General features: G+C 62.9%; 19 protein-coding genes. 8 read left to right on the top strand and 11 right to left on the bottom strand.

Annotated elements, in window-relative coordinates; all coding sequences use genetic code 11:
* Window positions 1–14: 14 nt before the first annotated feature.
* Together QZ213_RS09560 and QZ213_RS09555 are read right to left on the bottom strand one after the other, a co-directional pair.
* Complete coding sequence (locus QZ213_RS09560; RefSeq protein WP_291685821.1) at window positions 15–509, bottom strand: GNAT family N-acetyltransferase; 495 nt, start codon at window positions 507–509, stop codon at window positions 15–17.
* 33 nt (window positions 510–542) lie between these two features.
* Window positions 543–1,031 (bottom strand): PaaI family thioesterase, encoded by a 489-nt coding sequence (locus QZ213_RS09555; protein WP_291685820.1) that lies wholly within the window; start codon window positions 1,029–1,031, stop codon window positions 543–545.
* Window positions 1,032–1,191: 160 nt separating this feature from the next.
* Here QZ213_RS09555 and purL point away from each other — a divergent pair, with 160 nt between their 5' ends.
* Window positions 1,192–3,399 carry a phosphoribosylformylglycinamidine synthase subunit PurL gene (gene purL, locus QZ213_RS09550; protein WP_291685819.1) on the top strand — a complete coding sequence of 736 codons (2,208 nt, stop codon included), beginning with the start codon at window positions 1,192–1,194 and terminating at the stop codon, window positions 3,397–3,399.
* A 28-nt stretch (window positions 3,400–3,427) separates the two neighbouring features.
* Here the strand turns inward: purL and QZ213_RS09545 are convergent, their stop codons facing one another.
* Entirely contained in the window at window positions 3,428–4,612 is a 1,185-nt protein-coding gene (locus QZ213_RS09545) for an acyltransferase (RefSeq protein ID WP_291685818.1), read from the bottom strand.
* 208 nt (window positions 4,613–4,820) lie between these two features.
* Here QZ213_RS09545 and QZ213_RS09540 point away from each other — a divergent pair, with 208 nt between their 5' ends.
* Window positions 4,821–4,994: a DUF1328 domain-containing protein gene (locus QZ213_RS09540; protein WP_079604157.1), complete on the top strand. Its 174-nt coding sequence runs from the start codon at window positions 4,821–4,823 to the stop codon at window positions 4,992–4,994.
* 33 nt (window positions 4,995–5,027) lie between these two features.
* On the opposite strand, the gene QZ213_RS09535 is transcribed toward QZ213_RS09540, so the two are convergent.
* Window positions 5,028–5,387 (bottom strand): DUF427 domain-containing protein, encoded by a 360-nt coding sequence (locus QZ213_RS09535; RefSeq protein WP_291685817.1) that lies wholly within the window; start codon window positions 5,385–5,387, stop codon window positions 5,028–5,030.
* A gap of 183 nt (window positions 5,388–5,570) precedes the next feature.
* Here QZ213_RS09535 and QZ213_RS09530 point away from each other — a divergent pair, with 183 nt between their 5' ends.
* Window positions 5,571–5,807 (top strand): BolA family transcriptional regulator, encoded by a 237-nt coding sequence (locus QZ213_RS09530; RefSeq protein ID WP_215606010.1) that lies wholly within the window; start codon window positions 5,571–5,573, stop codon window positions 5,805–5,807.
* Between the two features lie 26 nt (window positions 5,808–5,833).
* Complete coding sequence (locus QZ213_RS09525) at window positions 5,834–7,069, top strand: low temperature requirement protein A (protein WP_291685816.1); 1,236 nt, start codon at window positions 5,834–5,836, stop codon at window positions 7,067–7,069.
* Here QZ213_RS09525 and egtD read toward each other — a convergent pair.
* Window positions 7,045–8,016, bottom strand: coding sequence for an L-histidine N(alpha)-methyltransferase (egtD, locus tag QZ213_RS09520; RefSeq protein WP_291685815.1), 972 nt, complete (start codon window positions 8,014–8,016; stop codon window positions 7,045–7,047). The two genes, QZ213_RS09525 and egtD, sit on opposite strands and share 25 nt — an antisense overlap.
* 48 nt (window positions 8,017–8,064) lie before the next feature.
* Entirely contained in the window at window positions 8,065–9,321 is a 1,257-nt protein-coding gene (gene egtB, locus QZ213_RS09515) for an ergothioneine biosynthesis protein EgtB (RefSeq protein ID WP_291685814.1), read from the bottom strand.
* A gap of 301 nt (window positions 9,322–9,622) precedes the next feature.
* Between egtB and grxD the strand changes: the two genes are divergently transcribed.
* A complete protein-coding gene (grxD, locus tag QZ213_RS09510; protein ID WP_291685813.1) occupies window positions 9,623–9,958 on the top strand; it encodes a Grx4 family monothiol glutaredoxin in 336 nt (111 codons plus the stop codon).
* Window positions 9,955–10,521 carry an O-acetyl-ADP-ribose deacetylase gene (locus QZ213_RS09505; RefSeq protein ID WP_291685822.1) on the top strand — a complete coding sequence of 189 codons (567 nt, stop codon included), beginning with the start codon at window positions 9,955–9,957 and terminating at the stop codon, window positions 10,519–10,521. Before grxD ends, QZ213_RS09505 begins: the two co-directional genes overlap by 4 nt.
* Before the next feature lie 175 nt (window positions 10,522–10,696).
* Here QZ213_RS09505 and QZ213_RS09500 read toward each other — a convergent pair whose 3' ends face one another.
* The 4 genes from QZ213_RS09500 to QZ213_RS09485 all read right to left on the bottom strand — a co-directional run bounded on the left by QZ213_RS09500 (window position 10,697) and on the right by QZ213_RS09485 (window position 14,561).
* Window positions 10,697–11,764: a threonine aldolase family protein gene (locus tag QZ213_RS09500; protein WP_291685812.1), complete on the bottom strand. Its 1,068-nt coding sequence runs from the start codon at window positions 11,762–11,764 to the stop codon at window positions 10,697–10,699.
* Window positions 11,765–11,953: 189 nt separating this feature from the next.
* Entirely contained in the window at window positions 11,954–12,571 is a 618-nt protein-coding gene (gene rpsD / locus QZ213_RS09495) for a 30S ribosomal protein S4 (protein ID WP_291685811.1), read from the bottom strand.
* Window positions 12,572–12,815: 244 nt separating this feature from the next.
* The gene (locus tag QZ213_RS09490) at window positions 12,816–13,595 is read right to left on the bottom strand and encodes an acyltransferase (protein ID WP_291685810.1); all 780 of its coding nucleotides are present in this window, start codon (window positions 13,593–13,595) and stop codon (window positions 12,816–12,818) included.
* 186 nt (window positions 13,596–13,781) lie between these two features.
* On the bottom strand, window positions 13,782–14,561 hold the full coding sequence (locus QZ213_RS09485; RefSeq protein WP_291685809.1) for an aldolase/citrate lyase family protein: 780 nt from the start codon (window positions 14,559–14,561) through the stop codon (window positions 13,782–13,784).
* 1,852 nt (window positions 14,562–16,413) lie between these two features.
* Between QZ213_RS09485 and QZ213_RS09480 the strand changes: the two genes are divergently transcribed.
* Together QZ213_RS09480 and QZ213_RS09475 are read left to right on the top strand one after the other, a co-directional pair.
* Window positions 16,414–16,908 carry a septal ring lytic transglycosylase RlpA family protein gene (locus QZ213_RS09480; RefSeq protein ID WP_365885054.1) on the top strand — a complete coding sequence of 165 codons (495 nt, stop codon included), beginning with the start codon at window positions 16,414–16,416 and terminating at the stop codon, window positions 16,906–16,908.
* 138 nt (window positions 16,909–17,046) lie between these two features.
* A complete protein-coding gene (locus QZ213_RS09475) occupies window positions 17,047–17,487 on the top strand; it encodes a DUF1003 domain-containing protein (RefSeq protein ID WP_291685807.1) in 441 nt (146 codons plus the stop codon).
* A gap of 251 nt (window positions 17,488–17,738) precedes the next feature.
* Here QZ213_RS09475 and murI read toward each other — a convergent pair whose 3' ends face one another.
* Window positions 17,739–18,536: a glutamate racemase gene (gene murI, locus QZ213_RS09470; protein WP_291685806.1), complete on the bottom strand. Its 798-nt coding sequence runs from the start codon at window positions 18,534–18,536 to the stop codon at window positions 17,739–17,741.
* Window positions 18,537–18,599: the final 63 nt, after the last annotated feature.

Here is an 18,599-nt window from a genome sequence, read left to right as displayed (position 1 = left end):
AGAGATACGGCAGGTCACGCGTTTTGTGCCGCCAACCGCTTTTCCATGAAGATGCTGGTCGCGATGGCCTCTGGAGGCATCGTCGCGTAGTCGCCAAATGCTGCGCACGGCTGAAAGCCAGCCCGCGCATAAAACCGCAATGCCGCCGTCTGCCGTTCTCCCGTTTCCAGGCGCAAGACGACAAATCTGGCGACGCGAGTCTCCATCTCGATCCGCGTCAACAAGGCCTGCGCCACGCCACGCCCACGCGCTGCTTCGCGCACGTACATGCGCTTCACTTCGGCGAAATCATCAAACAGGGCCATCCCGCCGCAGCCGATGGCAGCGCCGTTCAGCCGCGCCAGGAAGAAGCGAACTTGCGGTTGGAAGAGCGCTTCCAACGCCAGCCCGTGGCGCTGCTCGGGCAGGTATTCCGCCGCAAGCACCTGGTCCAGTTCGCCGATCAATAGGCGCACGTCGTCGGTTGCCGTCGTTATCCGTTCGATGCGGAGTCCAGCGCCTTTGCTCATCTGGCCACGTCCCTCTCGGGTGTAAGCGGCGCCTTAGCGCGCGTCGTTGCTCGCCACCGGCAACGATCGCCGCTTCACGCGCTTGATGGTGCCGGAGAAGCTGAACAGCGGGCGCTCGGCCGATTTCAACAGGCCGCGCAAGAAGATCACCGAACTTCCCGCGCGGGTGATTTCGCCTGACCCTTCGACCAGCTCACCCTCGCGCGCGGCGTCGAGGAATTCGCACGCAAACGACACCGTCACGGCCGGTCCCTGCAGCACCGGCCCGGCGATGGCGAACAGGCAATAATCCGCGAACGCCATGAAGGCGCCGCCATGGACGTTGCTGGCGCCGTTGAGGTGCTTCTTCTCGACCCGGAAGGCGCAGCGGATTTGGCCGTCGTCTTCCATGCGGTGGTAGAACGGCCCGTTATGGGTCTCGAAATTGTCCCGGCTCCAGGTGCGCCAGCCTCGGAATTCGCCCTCGGTTTCGACGTGCAGGTCTGGGCGGCGGTGGAATGCGGATTTGGTCAGGTCGTCCAAGCGATTTGGCCTTGGTTTGAGATATTTAGCCCTTAAATCCGATCCATTGGCGATGTGCAAACCCTCAAGCCCGCATGGCTCGCCCGCAAAGCTCTGGACAGGGCGGAATTGCGCCATAAAAGGCCTTTTCCGGCCCTTCCGATCTCCCTAATAAGGCCTCATGAACCAGCCCCAAATCACCCCCGAACTCGTCGCCAGCCACGGGCTGAAGCCCGACGAGTATGAGCGCATCCTGAAGCTGATCGGCCGGGTGCCGAGCTTCACCGAGCTCGGGATATTCTCGGCAATGTGGAACGAGCACTGCTCGTACAAATCCTCGCGCCTGCATCTCAAGGGCCTGCCGACCAAGGCGCCCTGGGTGATCCAGGGGCCGGGCGAGAACGCCGGCGTTATCGATATCGGCGACGGCCAGGCGGTGGTGTTCAAGATGGAGAGCCACAACCATCCGAGCTACATCGAGCCCTATCAGGGCGCGACCACCGGCGTCGGCGGCATCTTGCGCGATGTATTCACGATGGGCGCGCGGCCGATCGCCTGCCTCAATGCGCTCTCTTTTGGTGCGCCGGAGCATCCGAAAACGCGTCATCTGGTTTCCGGCGTGGTCGCCGGCGTCGGCGGCTACGGCAATTCGTTCGGCGTGCCCACCGTCGGCGGGCAGGTGCGGTTCCATACCCGCTATGACGGCAACATCCTGGTCAATGCGATGGCGGTCGGTCTCGCCGAAACGACCAAGATCTTTTATGCAGCCGCCTCCGGCGTCAACATGCCGATCGTCTATCTCGGCTCCAAGACCGGCCGCGACGGCATTCACGGCGCCTCGATGGCCTCTGCCGAATTCGACGACGACTCCGCCGAGAAGCGGCCGACCGTGCAGGTCGGCGATCCCTTCGCGGAAAAGCTGCTGCTGGAGGCGTGCCTCGAGATCATGGAAGCCGATTGCGTGATTGCGATCCAGGACATGGGCGCGGCGGGCCTGACCTGCTCGGCGGTCGAGATGGGCGCCAAGGGCGACCTCGGCGTCGATCTTGATCTCGACGCGGTGCCGACGCGCGAAACCGGCATGAGCGCCTATGAGATGATGCTGTCGGAGAGCCAGGAGCGCATGCTCATGGTGCTCAAGCCCGAGAAGGAAAAGGAAGCCGAAGCGATCTTCCGCAAATGGGGGCTGGATTTCGCGGTGGTCGGCTACACCACGCCGAGTAAGCGCTTTGTGGTGAAGCATGGCGGCGACGTGATGGCCGACCTGCCGATCAAGGAACTGGGCGACGAAGCTCCGCTCTATGACCGGCCGCATGTGGCGTCGGCGCCGTTGCCGGTGATCCATGCGCGAGACGTCGCCGCGCCGATGACGGTCTCGGCGGCGCTGGAAGAACTGATCGCCACGCCCGAACTGTGCTCGAAGCGCTGGGTGTGGGAGCAATATGACCACGTCATTCTCGGTAATACCGTGCAGCGTCCCGGCGGGGACGCCGCTGTGGTGCGGGTGCAGGACGGGCCGAAGGGGCTGGCGCTCACGGTGGATGTGACGCCGCGTTATTGCGAGGCGGACCCTTGTCAGGGCGGCATGCAGGCGGTGGCGGAAGCCTGGCGCAACATCACAGCGGTCGGCGGCCGGCCGCTGGCGATCACCGACAATCTCAATTTCGGCAATCCCGAGCGCCCCGAAATCATGGGCCAGTTCGTCGGCTGCCTGAAGGGCATTTCGGAAGCCTGCCGCGCGCTCGACTTCCCGGTCGTCTCCGGCAACGTCTCGCTCTACAACGAAACCAACGGCCGCGGCATCCTGCCGACGCCCTCGATCGGCGGCGTCGGTCTGCTCGACGACTTCACCAAATCCGCGACGCTTGCGTTCAAGGTCGAGGGCGAGGCTATCCTCTTGATCGGCGAGACCCATGGCTGGCTCGGCCAGTCGGTTTATCTGCGCGACATCTGCGGCCGCGAGGAGGGCGCGCCGCCGCCGGTCGATCTTGCGGCCGAGAAGCGCAACGGCGACGTGGTGCGCGGCATGATCCACGCCGGCACCGCGACCGCGGTGCATGATATCTCGGACGGCGGACTTCTGATCGCGCTGGCCGAGATGGCGATGGCCAGCGGCATCGGCGCGCAGCTATTGGCGACGCCGGCGGCGATCGTGCCGCATGCCTACTGGTTCGGCGAAGACCAGGCGCGTTACCTCGTGACGGTGCGCGCCGAAGACGCCGGCCGGGTGCTGGCGAAGATGAAAGGCGCCGACGTGCCGTGCCTGCGCATTGGCACCACCGGCGGCGAGACGATCGCGATATCAGGCGAAGCGCCGGTCTCGATCGCGTCGCTCAAGGCCGGCTTCGAGGGCTGGTTTCCGGCCTATATGAACGGCAGCGTGGCCTGAAGCGCGCCTGGCAAGGATTTCTGACTCCTCACAGCACGTGCGTCGCGCCCGGAATCTTGCGCAGCGCCGCTGTTGCCGCCCAGCTGAGGGCTACTGTCAGCAGGAACGCCACCAGCGCCTTGGCGATCGCGGGCAGATCGAAATCGAACAGCCAGTATTGCAGCCAGAGCACGATCGGGTAGTGCACCAGGAACATGCCATAGGCATCCGGCTGCATGGGATCGAGGACGCTGAAGCCCGATCGCTTGAACCTCAGGAAATAGCCCAGGATCGCGAACAGGATGGCGGCGCTGAAGGCGACAAAGAGCAGGCCGTAGCTCGCCTCATACCAATTCGGCAGCATGTCGGGATTCCCGAGAATTTCGCGCTTGATGGCGATCAGCCCCCATAGCAGGCAATAGGGAACGAGCGCCGCGATGGCCCAGCCCCAGCCGCTCCTCGCCAGCCGCCCGTCCGCGCTCAGCAGGCCGCGGTCGAAATTCGCCGCACCAATCCCGGCCCCGATGAAGAAGTAGGCAGCGTAGAGCAGCACGCGGCTCGCCTGCACGTCGAACGGCCCGAGCCCGAACCAGCGGTTCTGCGAGTAGTAGACCACCGCCGGAACATAGACGATGGCGGTGACCGCCAGCATGAACAGGTAGAAGTCGGCCGGCCGCTCGAAGCCACGCAGCGACAGGCGGTTGATCGGATCCAGCAGTTTGGGAGAGACCCGGTACAACAGGCTCGCGGTCAGATCGAAGACCATCAACACCCAAATGAACCAGAGCGGACCGCTCGGCCATGGGCCTACGGTGACGGTTTTCCACCAGAACGCCGCAAAGCCGATGCCGGGCTGCTGCCGCAGCGCGATGGCGTAATAGGCGACCGGTATGATCGTGAACGCGCAGATCACGAAGGGCATGCCGAGCCGAAGCAGGCGATCGCGAACAAAGATATGCGGCGCCTTGTGGACGAGGCTGGGCCACACGAACAGTCCCGAGAGAAAGAAGAACATCGCCATGAAGAAACTGTCGGTGGCGAGCACGACGGCGTCGAAGCCGATCCACGATTTGGGATCGGTATGACCGAAATGGGTGTAGGGAATGACGGCATGGTGGATTAGTACCACCAGCGTCAGGAAGGTGCGGGCGCGATCGAGCGCGAAGTTGCGGGTGTGAGCCGTTGGCGCCGCCCGAACCTCCGCTGATCCCACCGGGTGGGAGATTGTCGTCATGAGCGCGTCCCCCGGGGGGTAACCTTTTCCACGATGTTGCTGCCGGGAACCGGTTTCAGCAAGGTCCAATTATCACGGCCGAATGGGTTAGATGCTTCCCGTCGCTCGCTGCTTCAAGGGAACCAGTTCCACCGTCCGAAGTTAGATCAGGCGATTTCGAAAGGCGCCCTCCGCTACGGCGGCGCGCGCAGGCTGGAGGATACGGGCGATGACAATTCTGAAATGGGCGCTTATCTTTTTCCTGGTATCGATCGTCGCCGGCATCCTCGGCTTCACCGGGATATCGGCAGCATCGGCGGATGTTGCCCGATTCCTGTTCTACGTGTTCGTGGTGATCTTCCTGGTGCTCTTGATCCTGGGGCTGACGATCTTCAGGGTATAGGGGCGCATTGGACTCTGCGTCACCGTCAGGCCCTCACGCCACTTCCTCGATCTTGACCTTGTCGGGATAGAACGCGAGATGCCCGGCGATTTCGACCATGGCCGGGAACGGCGTCTCATAGGTCCAGATCGCATTATCGAGCGTCTTGCCGTCGGCCTTGATGCTGAAATAACTCGCATCTCCCTTGTAGGGGCAGTGCGTCACCCGGTCGGTGCGCGCCAATAGCTCCATATTGGCGTCCTGCCGCGGCACATATTGCACGGCCGGGTAGCTCGCCTCCTTCAGCGTCAGGGCATGGGTGGTGTCAGCGATGACGACGCCGCCTGCGGAGACGCGGACCCGTTTGGGGTTTGCCGCAATCGTGATCGGGTGGTCGGGACCGGGGAGTTTCATGGCTATCTGCCTCTTTGCTCAGCCCGTTGTGATCGCGCGAGGCGGTCCGGGCGGCTTTGCAATGATTGGATCGGGAATATAGTGCGAGGGAGCGTGACGTAGAAGGGCCGCCGCGCTAAGTTCCGAGGCGCCAGCGGCCTTCGCCGGCCGCGATTCGACCCGAGGGAATGGAGACTGACCGGGATGCCGATGGACGCCCACGATATCGAATCGATGATCAAGGCGGCAATTCCCGACGCCGAGGTGACGATCCGCGATCTCGCCGGGGACGGCGACCATTATGCGGCGACCGTGATCTCGGAGTCGTTCCGCGGCAAGTCCCGCGTCCAGCAGCACCAGATCGTCTACCAGTCGCTGCGCGGCCAGATGGGCGGCGTGCTGCATGCCCTGGCGCTGCAGACCGGAGTTCCGGAGGGTTAGTTCAGTCCGGCAGGACAGGGGGCGCGATGGCGGGGGACATAGAGCGCGGCGCGCTGTTTCGCCCGATCGTGCCGAACGAGCACAGCCGCGTCACCTACGCCGAACTGTTCTTCGATCTGGTGTTCGTGTTCGCCGTCACGCAGGTTTCCCACACCTTGCTCGGCCGCTTCACCCCGCTGGGCGCCTTGCAGACCACCATGCTGTTTCTGGCCGTCTGGTGGGTGTGGGTCTACACCTCCTGGATCACCAACTGGCTCAACCCCGAAACCACTCCGGTTCGAATCCTGCTGTTCGTCTTGATGCTCGGCGGCCTCGTGCTTTCAACCTCGATCCCGAAGGCGTTTGAATCGAGGGGATTGTGGTTCGCCATCGCTTACGCCGCGATGCAGGTCGGCAAAACCGTCTTTCTGTGGGTTTCGACACCGCCTGGCCGGACCCTGGCGCGCATGAACGCGGTCCGCATCACGGCCTGGCTATCGGTGTCGGCGGTGTTCTGGATCGCCGGCGGCTTTGCCGAAGGGCATTCGCGGCCCGTGCTCTGGGCGGTGGCGCTGACGATCGAGTATATCTCGCCGGCAGCGCGATTCTGGATTCCGAAATACGGCGCCTCCGCCGTAGCGGATTGGGTAGTCGAGGGCGGCCACATGGCCGAGCGCTGCGCCGGCTTCATCATCATCGCGCTCGGCGAGTCCATTGTTGTGACCGGCGCAACCTTTGCCGATCTGCCTTGGACCCTTGCAACCGTCAGCGCCTTCGCATCGGCCTTTATCGGCGCGATCGCGATGTGGTGGATTTATTTCCACAAGGGCGCCGAAGCCGGCTCCGAGCAGATTTCAAAATCCAGCGAGCCGGGGCGGCTGGCGAGGCTTGCCTACACCTATCTGCATATGCCGATCGTGGCCGGCATCATTCTCTCGGCGGTCGCCGATGATCTCGTGCTGACCCACCCGGCGGAGCATTCGGATTCCAGGACGGTGCTGAGCGCGGTAGGCGGACCTTTATTGTTTTTGGTCGGAACGATCCTGTTCAAGCACACCTTTCGCGGCTTCCTCCAGCTCTCCCATGGCGCCGGCATCATCGCGCTCGCGATCCTGGCCTGGTTCGCTAGTGCGCTGTCGCCGCTGATGCTGTCAGCGTTGACCTCCGCGATCATGATCGTGGTCGCGGCGTGGGAATCGGTCTCGCTGGGGTCTGGCGAGGCCAAATCCCGTTCGGAAGAGTCTCAGCCTGATAGGTCTCAGTCCGAGACCACCAGCGCGTGAACCGAGAACATGGACGCACCGTCGGTCCAGGTGGCGCGCGGGGTCCAGCCGGAGCCGCGCGCCAGCGCCGCAAAGCGCTCGAGGCTGTACTTGTAGCTGTTTTCGGTGTGGATGCTTTCGCCGGCGCGGAATGAGAAATTGCGTCCCAGCACGCGCACGGTCTGCGCCTTGCGGCTGATCAGGTGCATCTCGATGCGGTGGCGGTCGCGGTTGTAGATCGCGCGATGGGTGAAAGCGCTGACATCGAAATTGCCGCCGAGTTCGCGGTTGATCCGATGCAGCACATTGAGATTGAAGCGGGCGGTGACGCCGGCCTTGTCGTTATAGGCCTCGTACAGCACGCGCTCGTCCTTCTCGAGATCGACGCCGATCACCAGCTGCGCGCCTCGACCCAGAATATCGCGGGCGCTGCGCAGGAAGCTGCAAGCCTCATGTGGTTCGAAATTTCCCAGCGTCGAACCCGGAAAGAAACCGACTTTCGGCATCCCGGCGACCGCCTGGGGTAGCGTGAACGGCGCGGTGAAATCCGCCGCGACCGGATAGATGGCGAGATCGGGGAAATCCTGCCGCAAGACGTCGGCCTGCGCCTTCAGGAAGTCGCCGGAAATGTCCACGGGCACATAGGCACCGAGCGCGCATTCGTTCAGCAGCAGCCGCACCTTTGTCGTTGCGCCGGCGCCGAATTCCACCAGCGCCGCCCCCTTGGGGAGAGTCGCCGATATTGCACTGCCGCGGTCGCGCAGGATCGAAAGCTCGGTGCGGGTCGGGTAATATTCCGGCAACAGCGTGATCTGTTCGAACAGTTCCGAACCCGCGGCGTCGTAGAAGTATTTCGGCGACAGCCGTTTGGGGTGCTGGGAAAGATCGTCCAGCACGTCGTCGGCAAACGGCGAGGCTGGCTCGTCGAAGCGCTGCGCTTCGGTCAAAGCGGGGGCGTGCACATTCATGATACTCTCCAGAACGCGCGCTCCGGCGCGATTGAATTTGAGAACAAATCAGGTGGCATAGTCGGCGAGGCGCAGTCCTGTGAATTGCCAGCGATGATGCGGATAAAAGAAGTTGCGATAGGTAATGCGGCTGTGCCCGTCCGGGGTTGCAAGCGAGGAGCCGCGCAGCACCAGTTGGTTGACCATGAATTTGCCGTTGTACTCGCCGAGCGCACCTTCGATCGCCCGGTAGCCGGGGTAGGGGGAGTAGGCGCTGCGGGTCCACTGCCAGACGATGCCAAAGGCGTCGTTGAGCTGGCCGGCTTTGGCCGCAACCTCCCATTCCATTTCGGTCGGCAGGTGTTTGCCGCTCCAGCGCGCGAATGCGTCCGCCTCGTAATAGCTGACGTGGCATACCGGCGCCGCGGGATTGACCGGCTGCAGTCCGGCCAAGGTCATGACCTGCCATTGCCCGTCGATCTCGCGCCAATGGCCGGGCGCCCGCCACGCCTCGTTGCTGACGGCGGCAAAACCGTCCATCAGCCAGAGCGTCGCCGTGGCGTAGCCGCCATCCTTCATGAAGGCGAGCCATTCGGCGTTGGTGACGAGATTGCGCGCCAGCCTCACCGGGCCGACCAGCGCGCGGTGCGCGGGCTTTTCGTTGTCGAAATGAAAGCTGTCGTCGGTGTGCCCGACGGTATGGATGCCCTCGTTGAGGCCGACCCACTCGTCGCCATTGCGGCACGACGCCGGGAATTTCCACAGGGGATCGTAAGCCGGCGGGATCGGGTTTTGCGCGAACGCATGCAAGATGTCGGTCAGCAGCAATTCCTGATGCTGCTGCTCATGATTGAGCCCGACTTGGACCAGCGGCACCAGCTTCCGGAGCGTGTCCTCGCCGGCCTCATTGAAGAATTTCACCACGGCGGCGTCGACATGCCGGCGGTAGGCGGTGACCTCGTCCGCGCCCGGACGGGTCAGGTGGCCGCGCTGGTGCCGGGCATGGCGTGGGCCGGCGCTGACATAATAGGAATTGAACAGATAGGCGTAGTCGGGGTCAAACGGCTTGTAGCCCCTGCAGTGCTCGCCGAGCAGAAATTGCTCGAAGAACCAGGTGGTATGGGCACGGTGCCATTTCGCAGGGCTCGCGTCCGCCATCGACTGGATCAGCTGATCCTCTGGCGTCAGCGGTGCCGCGCGCCGCTCGGTCTCGTTTCGAAGCGCCAGATAGGCTTCCACCAAATCCCGGGCGAGGCTGCCGGAGTCGGAGAATAATGACGGCAAGGGGGCAGCCGGAATGGCCGCGGCGGATGCTGGTTTCGTCACTGGTATCTCCGGTTGGGGAGAGAACGTTGCTCTGGCCGACGGGTTCCCCAGGAACAGTCTGTCCTAGATAGGGGCTCCGGTCAGGGAAAAAAGCCTCCCCCCGGTCGTGATATTGAGGCCATCAGGCTATAGCCGGGCCTTGGGATATCGGGGGCGGAACAGGTCCCCGCATGCCAGCTACTCGCCATTTTACTTTGGATGCACAAAGGTTTGGGATACATATATGACAGTAGCGGGTTTAACCGGCTGACGCCGGCCCGGAAGGCCATGCCGCGGGGGCAGCGCCCAAAAGGAAGCGAAGATGAGCATCGAGCAATTTATCGACAATGAAGTGAAGTCGAACGACGTCGTGCTGTTCATGAAGGGCACGCCGCAGTTTCCGCAGTGCGGGTTTTCGGGGCAGGTGGTGCAGATCCTCGATCACGTCGGGGTCGGCTACAAGGGCCTGAACGTCCTGGAGTCCGCCGAACTTCGCAACGGCATCAAGACCTACTCCAACTGGCCGACCATTCCGCAGCTCTACGTCAAGGGCGAGTTCGTCGGCGGCTGCGACATCATCCGCGAGATGTTCCAGGCCGGCGAGTTGCAGCAGTTGTTCGCCGACAAGGGCGTCACGGTCAGCGCACCCGCCGCCTGAATTTGGCGGCGCGCCAGATCGGCTCGGCGCGGCTGCAAGTCGTCGTCGCCGACATCACGACGCTGCGCGTTGACGCCATCGTCAACGCCGCGAATTCCTCGCTCCTCGGCGGGGGCGGCGTGGATGGTGCGATCCACCGCGCGGCCGGGCCTGAGCTGGCGATGGAGTGCCGCATGCTCCATGGCTGCAAAACCGGCAGTGCAAAAATCACGAGAGGTTACCGGCTGCCGGCGCTGCATGTGATTCATGCCGTCGGTCCGGTCTGGAACGGCGGAGTCCGCGGCGAGGATCAGGCCCTGGCGTCGTGTTACGCACGCGCGATCGAATTGTGCCAGAAGCACGACCTCACTTCGGTTGCCTTTCCCGCCATCTCTACCGGCATCTATCGTTTTCCCCCCGATCGGGCGGCGCGGATCGCGGTGTCGGCCACGGCCGAGGCGCTACAGGCCGCGCCCGGTATCAGCCAGGTCATCTTCTGCTGCTTTTCCGACGACAGCGCCGCCCGGCACGCCCAGGCGCTGGTCCAGTTCGGCAGCCCTTGTGCCGGCGGAGCGCAAGGCTAAACTCTCCGGAGAGGGCCATGAAACCATCTCATGCGTTGCGATTGCTTGCGTGCGGTGCGTTGCCGATCGCCGGTGAAGCTTCGGCCAGAGCCGAAGATACTTTCAATATTCCCGCGGGCGCGCATTTCAACAGGCAGAAACCCGATCGCGTCGCAGTGACCAAAATTGCGAGCGTCTACGCCCCTCGCACAATCTCCCGCACCCGCCCGACCGTCTCCTCGATCATGCCGGCGCTGACGTCGAGATGGGTGCAGGCCCTGATCCGGCCGTCCATCATCGCGAGCAGCACGCCGCGCTGGTGCAGGGCCTTCACCATGTCATCGCCGGAGACGCCGGCGCCGTCCGGCTTGAAGAAGACGAGGTTGGTTTCGGGTTCTTGCACTTCCATGCCCCTGATCTGCGAAAGCCCCCGCGCCAGCGCGCGGGCATTGGCGTGATCGTCCGCAAGGCGACCGACATGGTGGTCGAGCGCGAAGGTGCAGGCGGCGGCGCAGATGCCGGCCTGGCGCATCGAACCGCCCAGCCGTTGCTTCCATCGCCAGACCTCGTCGATGAAATCCCTGCTGCCGGCGATGACGGCGCCGACCGGCGCGCCCAGGCCTTTTGAAAAGTCGATCCAGGCGGAATCCCAGCCCGATGCCATGTCGCGCGCGCTGACGCCGGTTGCGACGCAAGCATTGAGCAGCCGCGCGCCGTCCATGTGGGTGGCAAGGCCGTTGGCCTTGGCGATCTTCACGATCTCATCGAGTGCCGCTTTCTTCCAGATGGTGCCGCCGCCGATATTGGCGGTCTGCTCGACGCTGACCAACGTCTGCGGCGGCTGGTAGCGGCTGCGCGGATGTAGGGCGGCACGAAACGCGTCGGGCGGAAATCGTCCGTCGGCGCCGGGCAGCGGCGTGATCTGGAATCCGCCGAGGGCGGCGTGCGCGCCGCCTTCGCGCGCGATGATGTGCGCGGTCTCATGTGCCAGGATCTCGTCGCCGGGCCGGCAGTGCACCAGCGTCGCCGCGACGTTGCACATGGTGCCTGACGGCAGGAACAAGGCGGCCTCCTTGCCGAGCAGATCGGCGACGCGCTCGCAGAGCAGGTTGACCGAGGGATCGTCGCCGATCTGCTCGTCGCCGACCTCGGCGCGCGCGATCGCCTCGCGCATTGCGGGAGTGGGGCGGGTCTGGGTGTCCGACAACAGGTTGATGCGGATCGGTGGCGCCTTGGGATCGCGCGGGGGAGGGGTGTAGGTCATGGCGCCTCTTTCACTCATCGCGTCATTGCCGGGCTCGACCCGGCAATCCATCATCTCGCGCAAGAATCTTCTTGCGATGGATGCGCGGGTCAAGCCCGCGCATGACGATATGGAGGACTGGTATACCGAAACAAAAAGGCCCCGGCAAAACCGGGGCCTTCGAAGTTCGCAAAATGCGACCGATAAGAATCAGCGCGAATAGAATTCGACGATCAGATGCGGCTCCATCTGCACCGCGAACGGCACGTCGGAGAGCGCCGGGACGCGGATGAACTTCGCCGTCATCTTGGAGTGATCGACCTCGAGGAAATCGGGAACGTCGCGCTCGGCGAGCTGGCTTGCTTCCAGAACCACGGCGAGCTGCTTGGAGGATTCCTTGACCTCGATCGCATCGCCGATCTTCAGCTTGTAGCTCGAGATGTTGACGCGGCGGCCGTTGACCTTGACGTGGCCGTGATTGATGAACTGGCGCGCGGCGAACATGGTGGCGACGAACTTGGCGCGGTAGACCACGGTGTCGAGCCGGCGCTCCAACAGGCCGATCAGGTTCTCGCCGGTGTCGCCCTTCATCCGGCCGGCCTCGACATAGATGCCGTGGAACTGGCGCTCGCTGATGTTGGCGTAATAGCCCTTGAGCTTCTGCTTGGCGCGAAGTTGCACGCCGAAGTCGGAGAGTTTTCCCTTGCGGCGCTGGCCGTGCTGGCCGGGGCCGTATTCCCTGCGGTTCACCGGACTCTTCGGGCGGCCCCAGATATTCTGGCCCATCCGGCGATCGATCTTGTATTTCGCCTCACTGCGCTTTGTCATCGCGTCCTCTTTCGTAAGTTTGAGTTTTGAGGAGACGCGCCCTCCTGTGCGCCGGGAATTTCCCGGCGCCGACAGGTCCAGCCCCTAAAGCTGAGAAAGGGTGAACCACGGGTCGCGAAACGCATCGCGGGCCGAAACCGGCCCGCGAGCAGGCGGTTTCTAGGCAGAAACCGCTGTTGTGTCAATGAAAAGGGACCGGCTCTTGGAGCGGCGCTTCGCCCGCCCCAAACGACCGCCAAAACCGTCAAGTCGCCACCGCCCGGACCGCCTTTGGCTCGGTTTGCTGCCGGCTGGCCCGCAATTCGGCTGATATTTCGGTGTTCAGCACCTGTTCCAGCCGGGTCATGACCTTCGCGACCAGGGCCGCGTCGGTAATGCGGTGGTCCCAGCGGATCACGACATCGATGGTCTGGTCGGGCGCCACCACGCCATAGCTGACGATATAGGGCCCCGGGCTCAGCGCGTGCAGTTCGCCCGCGCCGTAGGCGGCAACCGAGGTCACCCCGAAATTGCCGAACCAGTTGGCGCGCTGGCGGCCGAAATTGAGGCCGACCGACCAGAACAGCCGGCGCAGCGGCAGCGGCAGCCGCGTTACCCGGAGGATCTTGCGAAAGGAGGGGACGTCATCGATCGGCGCCGCCTTGGCGTGGCGGATCTGCGCGTCGATCTCGGCCAAAGCCAGCGTATCCGCGGCCGGGACCTTCTGCGGCAGCACGCAATCCTGGCCGTCCTCGACGCGCGCGATCGCGACCATGGCGATATTCTTCGGCAGCTCGTAAAAGCTCGGCCACGGCCATTTGGCGTAGAGCGTGCGCAGCACCGGCTGTTCCTTCGCCACCAGCGAGAACGCCTTGACGAAAATCGCCGCCCAGCCGGGCGGCTGCGCGGCCAGCGCGCGGGCTTCCAGCAGCGAACGGACGTTGAGCGGCCGCGTCAGCGAGACAAAGGGCACCCGGATCGATGCGTGCATGAGGTCGGCGACGAGACGGCGCGGTATTGAGATTTTTCGAACCGTTCCGCGCATCGATCCACTCAAGTTCCCGCAACGCAAGGACGGCGAGTCGGCCTGGCCCGCCAGCGCTTCATCTAGCACGAACCAACCGGCTTGAGGCCAGATGGTTCTTGTCTATGGCGCGGGTGAGGCCCTTGGCCGATTTTGACGAAATTCGTAAATCCGAGTGTTTTCAGTGGCTTGGTTCCAGCGGTGGTTTCAGCGTCTGATCCCCTCAAAGGTCGCGGCGATGCCGCGTTGGAACAGCGACCAGTCGAAGCCGAGCGCCAGGACCAGATAGCCGCGGTCGATCATCTGATTGGCTTGCGCGGCGGTGCGGGCCACGCCGCCGATCGGCACGCCGCTTTTGAGGATGCCGGCCTCGGCGCGCGCCATCAGCGCCTGCACTTCGGGGTCGTCGATCAGGCCGCGCTTGTTGATGGAGGTGGCGAGGTCGCCGGGGCCGATCACCGCGACGTCGATGCCGGGGGTCGCCATGATCTCGTCGATGCGGTTGACCGCCTCGACATGCTCGATGGTGACCATGCAGACCATGTCGTCGTCGGCGGTCGCCATGTAGGCAGGCATCGAGACGCCCCAGCGGAACGGGGCGTGGAACGGGCCCCAGAGCCGCTCGCCGCGCGGCGGATACCGCACGCTGCGCACGGCCTTCTCGGCGTCCTCGCGGCTGCAGATCATCGGAAAATTGATGCCGAGCGCGCCGATATCCATCGGCGCCTTCGCAAGCCACGGCTCGTTGGCGGCGACCCGCGCCAGCGGCACGCAGGGCGTGCCGGCGGTCGCGGTGATCATCGCATGCGCGGAAGTCAGATCTATCGGCCCGTGCTCGAGGTCGACGATGATCCAGTCGAGTCCGGAACGGGCCATGATCTGCACGGTCTGGATGCTGGGGATGGTCGCGATCGCGCCAAAGGTGGGACGTCCCTCCCGCCATTGCTTGCGCAGACGATTGAGGGGGAAGGGCGCTTCGAGCGTCAAATGCAAAACTCCGTTCCGCGGTTCGGCAGCGTTGGCTTGACTGGATACGACGGCGTTGCCGACACCCGTTGACCCCTCTGGTTCGTGTAGCGGAAATCTACGCGCACCGATCGCTCCTCGCAATAACCGCTCTCCTTGCAGACACAAATTCCCGATCTCGCGGCGCGATACGCCCGAGCTTTGCGTCGATTGCCACCCCCCTGAAAAGAACAAGAGGGCGCAGGGAAAGCCGGATGCGCGCTGCACCCGCGGTCTCGTGTGCACGAATGCACAAAAAAACGCACACGAGCATACAGGTCCAGCGGAGGCAATCCGGCTTTCCCTGCGCAGTGGTTTTGCGGCTTATATCGCGCTCTCCTCGGTGACCGGGCTTTCTTGCCACCGTCGCCCGCGAGATATTTCTCGCGAGCTTGACGCCAGCGTCGGGGCGTCGGGACCACACGGCTTCACCGTTCGCTCCGGCTCGCGTTCGTCTTCTCGCAAGCTTTCGCGTCCACCGCATCCCACCGCGCGTTCGTGACGATCGCGACCCGCCCCTCTCATCGGGTGAGACGGGCGAAGCTAAAGAACTGGTTTGCTCGACGGCGAAAGCGGAATATTTTTCGCAGCAGGGCTGGACAGGCTTTTGGGTGATTTGCCCGGCGGGTTGTTTTGTCGCAGCCGGGTTGCGAGGTTGTGCTTGCGCGCGAGGCGAAGCAGTTGGCGTTTAGCGGTATGAGCCTTCTGGACAGCACTACGAAACAAACTGCGGCGGCCAAGCGATCATCACGTCCGCGAAGAGATGCGCAGCAATTGGGTACTGAACATCCTCCGAATTGATGGACACCGTGCGGATGATTCGAGGCTCCGGTTTCGGAGTTTCAATCACGTCCAAGGCGAAATCATCAAGCCGCAATGAATGGCCGCCAAGCCGCTAATTATTCGAATTTACGTCCGCTTTCGCCGGCACAGCGGACAAGGCCGGACTTCTCGCTGGGCCGCCCCTGAAGCGAATGGACCCGTTTCGGACATCGGCTGCTCAGTTTGGTCGATGCGGCAGCGGGGTTGAAAATCCCGTTCTCTGTGGTCACCCACGCCAGTGCCATTCGCCGCGCCTTATTGACCCGTATCATTGCGCATAGCGATTGAGGTGATCTCATTATTATCGTGTGGTATAGTCATCGGCAATTAAGGGCGGCTCAAGCCTCTGAGATATCAACTCGCGACCGGCACCCAGAAAGGCGACCGTTGCCCGCAGAGTTCAAGGGAGCACATCATGCCCATATCAGACCTGTCCTCCAAAGCCGTGCCGCCCATTTCCTCAGAAGCCATGCCTCCTATTTCCCCTACTTGCCCTACCTGCGGTAAGGGAATGAGGCTAACAGGCGTCAATCCATCTTGCGACGGCACGACCTACGACTACAAGTGTAGCAACGATGGGGATCGCCTTAGTTGGCGGCCACATTATCTGAAAAGTTCGCTCGTCGCTTGATGTGTGGCACAGTCAATCCGAGGCCGCCTCAGTTGGCGGCCTCTTTCATTTCAAACCAAGCGTGCGATGTCGCCTATTGGGCTAGATCGGAAGTGACCGGCCGATTGTCAAAACGGGCGCTTTTGACCCCGAGCGGAAATCGGTCGGCGACTTGCTCCTGCATGAGACTCTATTCAGTCATGCTGCTGACGCAATTTTTGTCTTAGTCAGTGAGAACTGAGAACGTGTGCGAGAACCACTCTGGTTCCCACAACGGTTCCGTCGCCACGATTGGCGCGAATCCGCAAAACAACCGGCGCGAGTTCGTAACGCATCCGCGTTTACTTGACCCTGTTTTGCGGCATCGGGAACTGAACGATCTAGAAAATCAATCAAGGAGTTATGATGGTGTTCCGCTCGAGCGCCGCAATTTGCGGCGCCGTAATTCTACTGGGCATGTCTGATACCGTTGCTCGAAGTCAAATCGTTGCAGTTCATTCCACCGCCGTCGTCAATGACGCTTCCGGGGATGCGATCGTTGGCGCAGCATCCACCTACAATCCGCTCCGGTCCGGATGGCGGGAGGGCGGCCCGGACACAGCCTCCGGCGAGCGCTATGATCCCTCTGTCTGGGCGGCTGCCATCAAGACAAGTTTGCGCCAGAACTTTGGTGGGGTCCAATATGGCGCGAGGCCGAAGTTTGCCCTCGTTGAAGCTGCAGGCAAGAAGGTCATCGTCAAGATAAATGACGTCGGGCCATTAACGCCTGGCCGAATCATTGACCTCAACGAGCGGGCGATGCGCCATTTCGATCCAGACCTGCAGCTCGGGGTAATTTATAACGTAAGCGTCAGGCCGCTTTCCGGCGACTATTGGATCCCCGGACCGGCCAGCTGAACCTTCTGGCGATCTATTATTCTTTGAGGAGCAGCTTTGACCTATACAAATGACGCCCTGTCGGCGTTTTCCTATCACATCGATGAGACAATCTCGACGGTTGCGAAGCTTCGCGCCGAACATCAAGAGAATGCCACGGTGCTCCAGCGCGTCGTCGACCATATGGCCAAGCTTTTCAGCCGGCCTTGGTTCATCGGCGCGATCAGCATTGTCATTGCCGGCTGGATCGGCCTCAATTTGATTTCCGCGACGCTGGGCCGCCACACGATTGATCCGCCGCCTTTCGCATGGCTAGGAGGGGCGATCTCGCTGACCTCATTATACATGGTCGTCTTGATCCTCGCCTCGCAGAAACGCGAAGACCAGCTCGCGCATCACAGGGAGATGCTGATCTTGGAACTCGCAATCCTCAGCGAGCAAAAGATCGCAAAAGTCATCCAGCTGCTGGAGGAATCCCGCCGTGACAATCCTATTCTTCGCAACCGCCTCGACCCCGAAGCTGAAACAATGGGCCGGGCCGCCAACACGCAATCGGTGCTGAACGCCATCACGGAAACGCCGGATTTCACGCCGGCGTGAACTATTTGTGAGTTCACGCTGACGTTGCTTGTTGTTGTGCTGCAGAGCACGAGTCTCTTGTTGGCACATAACGTCGTCTCGCTGCGATGCCGAGTTTGGTCCGCTGTTGGAGCATTGCGGACCACGTAAGCGGTCGGCCCCGCAGATTTTGTAGTTCACCGCATGGATTACGGTGACAGACGCTAACGGTCTTTCGGAAGAGCATTGATTTATTCCACTGCACTCCGCCCCATCAGCGAGTCAACCGCCGTTCACGCCGGCACGCGGCCGCCGAAAAACGGCACCAGCGCGCGGCTCAGCGTGTGCGGCTTTCCTGACGTGAAGATCATTTCGGCGCCGGCAGCATCGGCCTCGATGCCGGGCGGCCCGAGCAGGTCCGCCACACGCCGGGCAATCGCGGGCGCCGGATCGATCCAGTCGACCTGCCATGGCGCGAGCGCCACCAGGCGCTCCATCACCAGCGGATAATGGGTGCAGGCCAGCACCACGGTGTCGGTGCGCGCCAACGGATTGTCGCGGTCGCCGACGAAACATGGCGCAAGTTCGGCGGCGATTTCGCGGTCGCCGACCTCGACGCCGTGCAACGCCGCCTCCGCCAGCGAGGCGAGCTCGGCCGCGCCCACCAGCGTCACTTCGCAGCCTTGCGCGAAATCGCGGATCAGCGCGCGGGTGTATTCGCGCTGTACGGTTCCCCTGGTGCCGAGCACCGAGACGCGCTTTGTCCTCGATTTGGCGCAGGCCGGCTTGATCGCCGGCACCGTGCCGACGAACGGCACCTGGTAGTGCTTGCGCAGATGCGACATCACCAGCGTGGATGCGGTGTTGCAGGCGATCACCACCAGATCGGGGTGATGCTTGCCGATCAACTCGCCGATCAGCGGCACCACGCGGGCGATGATCTCTTCCTCGCCGTGATGGCCGTAGGGAAAGAACGCGTCGTCGGCCACATAGACATAATGCGCGTCAGGCCGCGCCTTGACGATTTCACGCAACACCGTGAGCCCGCCGAGGCCGGAATCGAACACGAGAATGGTCGGGGGTTTGGACACGGGAGCGATCTTAGCCGATCCGGGGTTACCATTCAGTTGTTATCGCAAGGCATCACGGGTCCG

This window comes from Bradyrhizobium sp. (assembly GCF_017881085.1).
Classification (GTDB): domain Bacteria; phylum Pseudomonadota; class Alphaproteobacteria; order Rhizobiales; family Xanthobacteraceae; genus Bradyrhizobium.
The sequence above is the reverse complement of the archived record's forward strand: the minus strand, read 5'-3'. Positions and strand labels throughout refer to the sequence as shown.

Coding starts and splice junctions, on each gene's coding strand:
- QZ213_RS09560 (WP_291685821.1), bottom strand. CDS start 509: ATGAGCAAAGGCGCTGGACTCCGCATCGAACGGATAACGACGGCAACC.
- purL (WP_291685819.1), top strand. CDS start 1,192: ATGAACCAGCCCCAAATCACCCCCGAACTCGTCGCCAGCCACGGGCTG.
- QZ213_RS09545 (WP_291685818.1), bottom strand. CDS start 4,612: ATGACGACAATCTCCCACCCGGTGGGATCAGCGGAGGTTCGGGCGGCG.
- QZ213_RS09540 (WP_079604157.1), top strand. CDS start 4,821: ATGACAATTCTGAAATGGGCGCTTATCTTTTTCCTGGTATCGATCGTC.
- QZ213_RS09535 (WP_291685817.1), bottom strand. CDS start 5,387: ATGAAACTCCCCGGTCCCGACCACCCGATCACGATTGCGGCAAACCCC.
- QZ213_RS09530 (WP_215606010.1), top strand. CDS start 5,571: ATGCCGATGGACGCCCACGATATCGAATCGATGATCAAGGCGGCAATT.
- QZ213_RS09525 (WP_291685816.1), top strand. CDS start 5,834: ATGGCGGGGGACATAGAGCGCGGCGCGCTGTTTCGCCCGATCGTGCCG.
- egtD (WP_291685815.1), bottom strand. CDS start 8,016: ATGAATGTGCACGCCCCCGCTTTGACCGAAGCGCAGCGCTTCGACGAG.
- grxD (WP_291685813.1), top strand. CDS start 9,623: ATGAGCATCGAGCAATTTATCGACAATGAAGTGAAGTCGAACGACGTC.
- QZ213_RS09500 (WP_291685812.1), bottom strand. CDS start 11,764: ATGACCTACACCCCTCCCCCGCGCGATCCCAAGGCGCCACCGATCCGC.
- rpsD (WP_291685811.1), bottom strand. CDS start 12,571: ATGACAAAGCGCAGTGAGGCGAAATACAAGATCGATCGCCGGATGGGC.
- QZ213_RS09490 (WP_291685810.1), bottom strand. CDS start 13,595: ATGCGCGGAACGGTTCGAAAAATCTCAATACCGCGCCGTCTCGTCGCC.
- QZ213_RS09480 (WP_365885054.1), top strand. CDS start 16,414: ATGATGGTGTTCCGCTCGAGCGCCGCAATTTGCGGCGCCGTAATTCTA.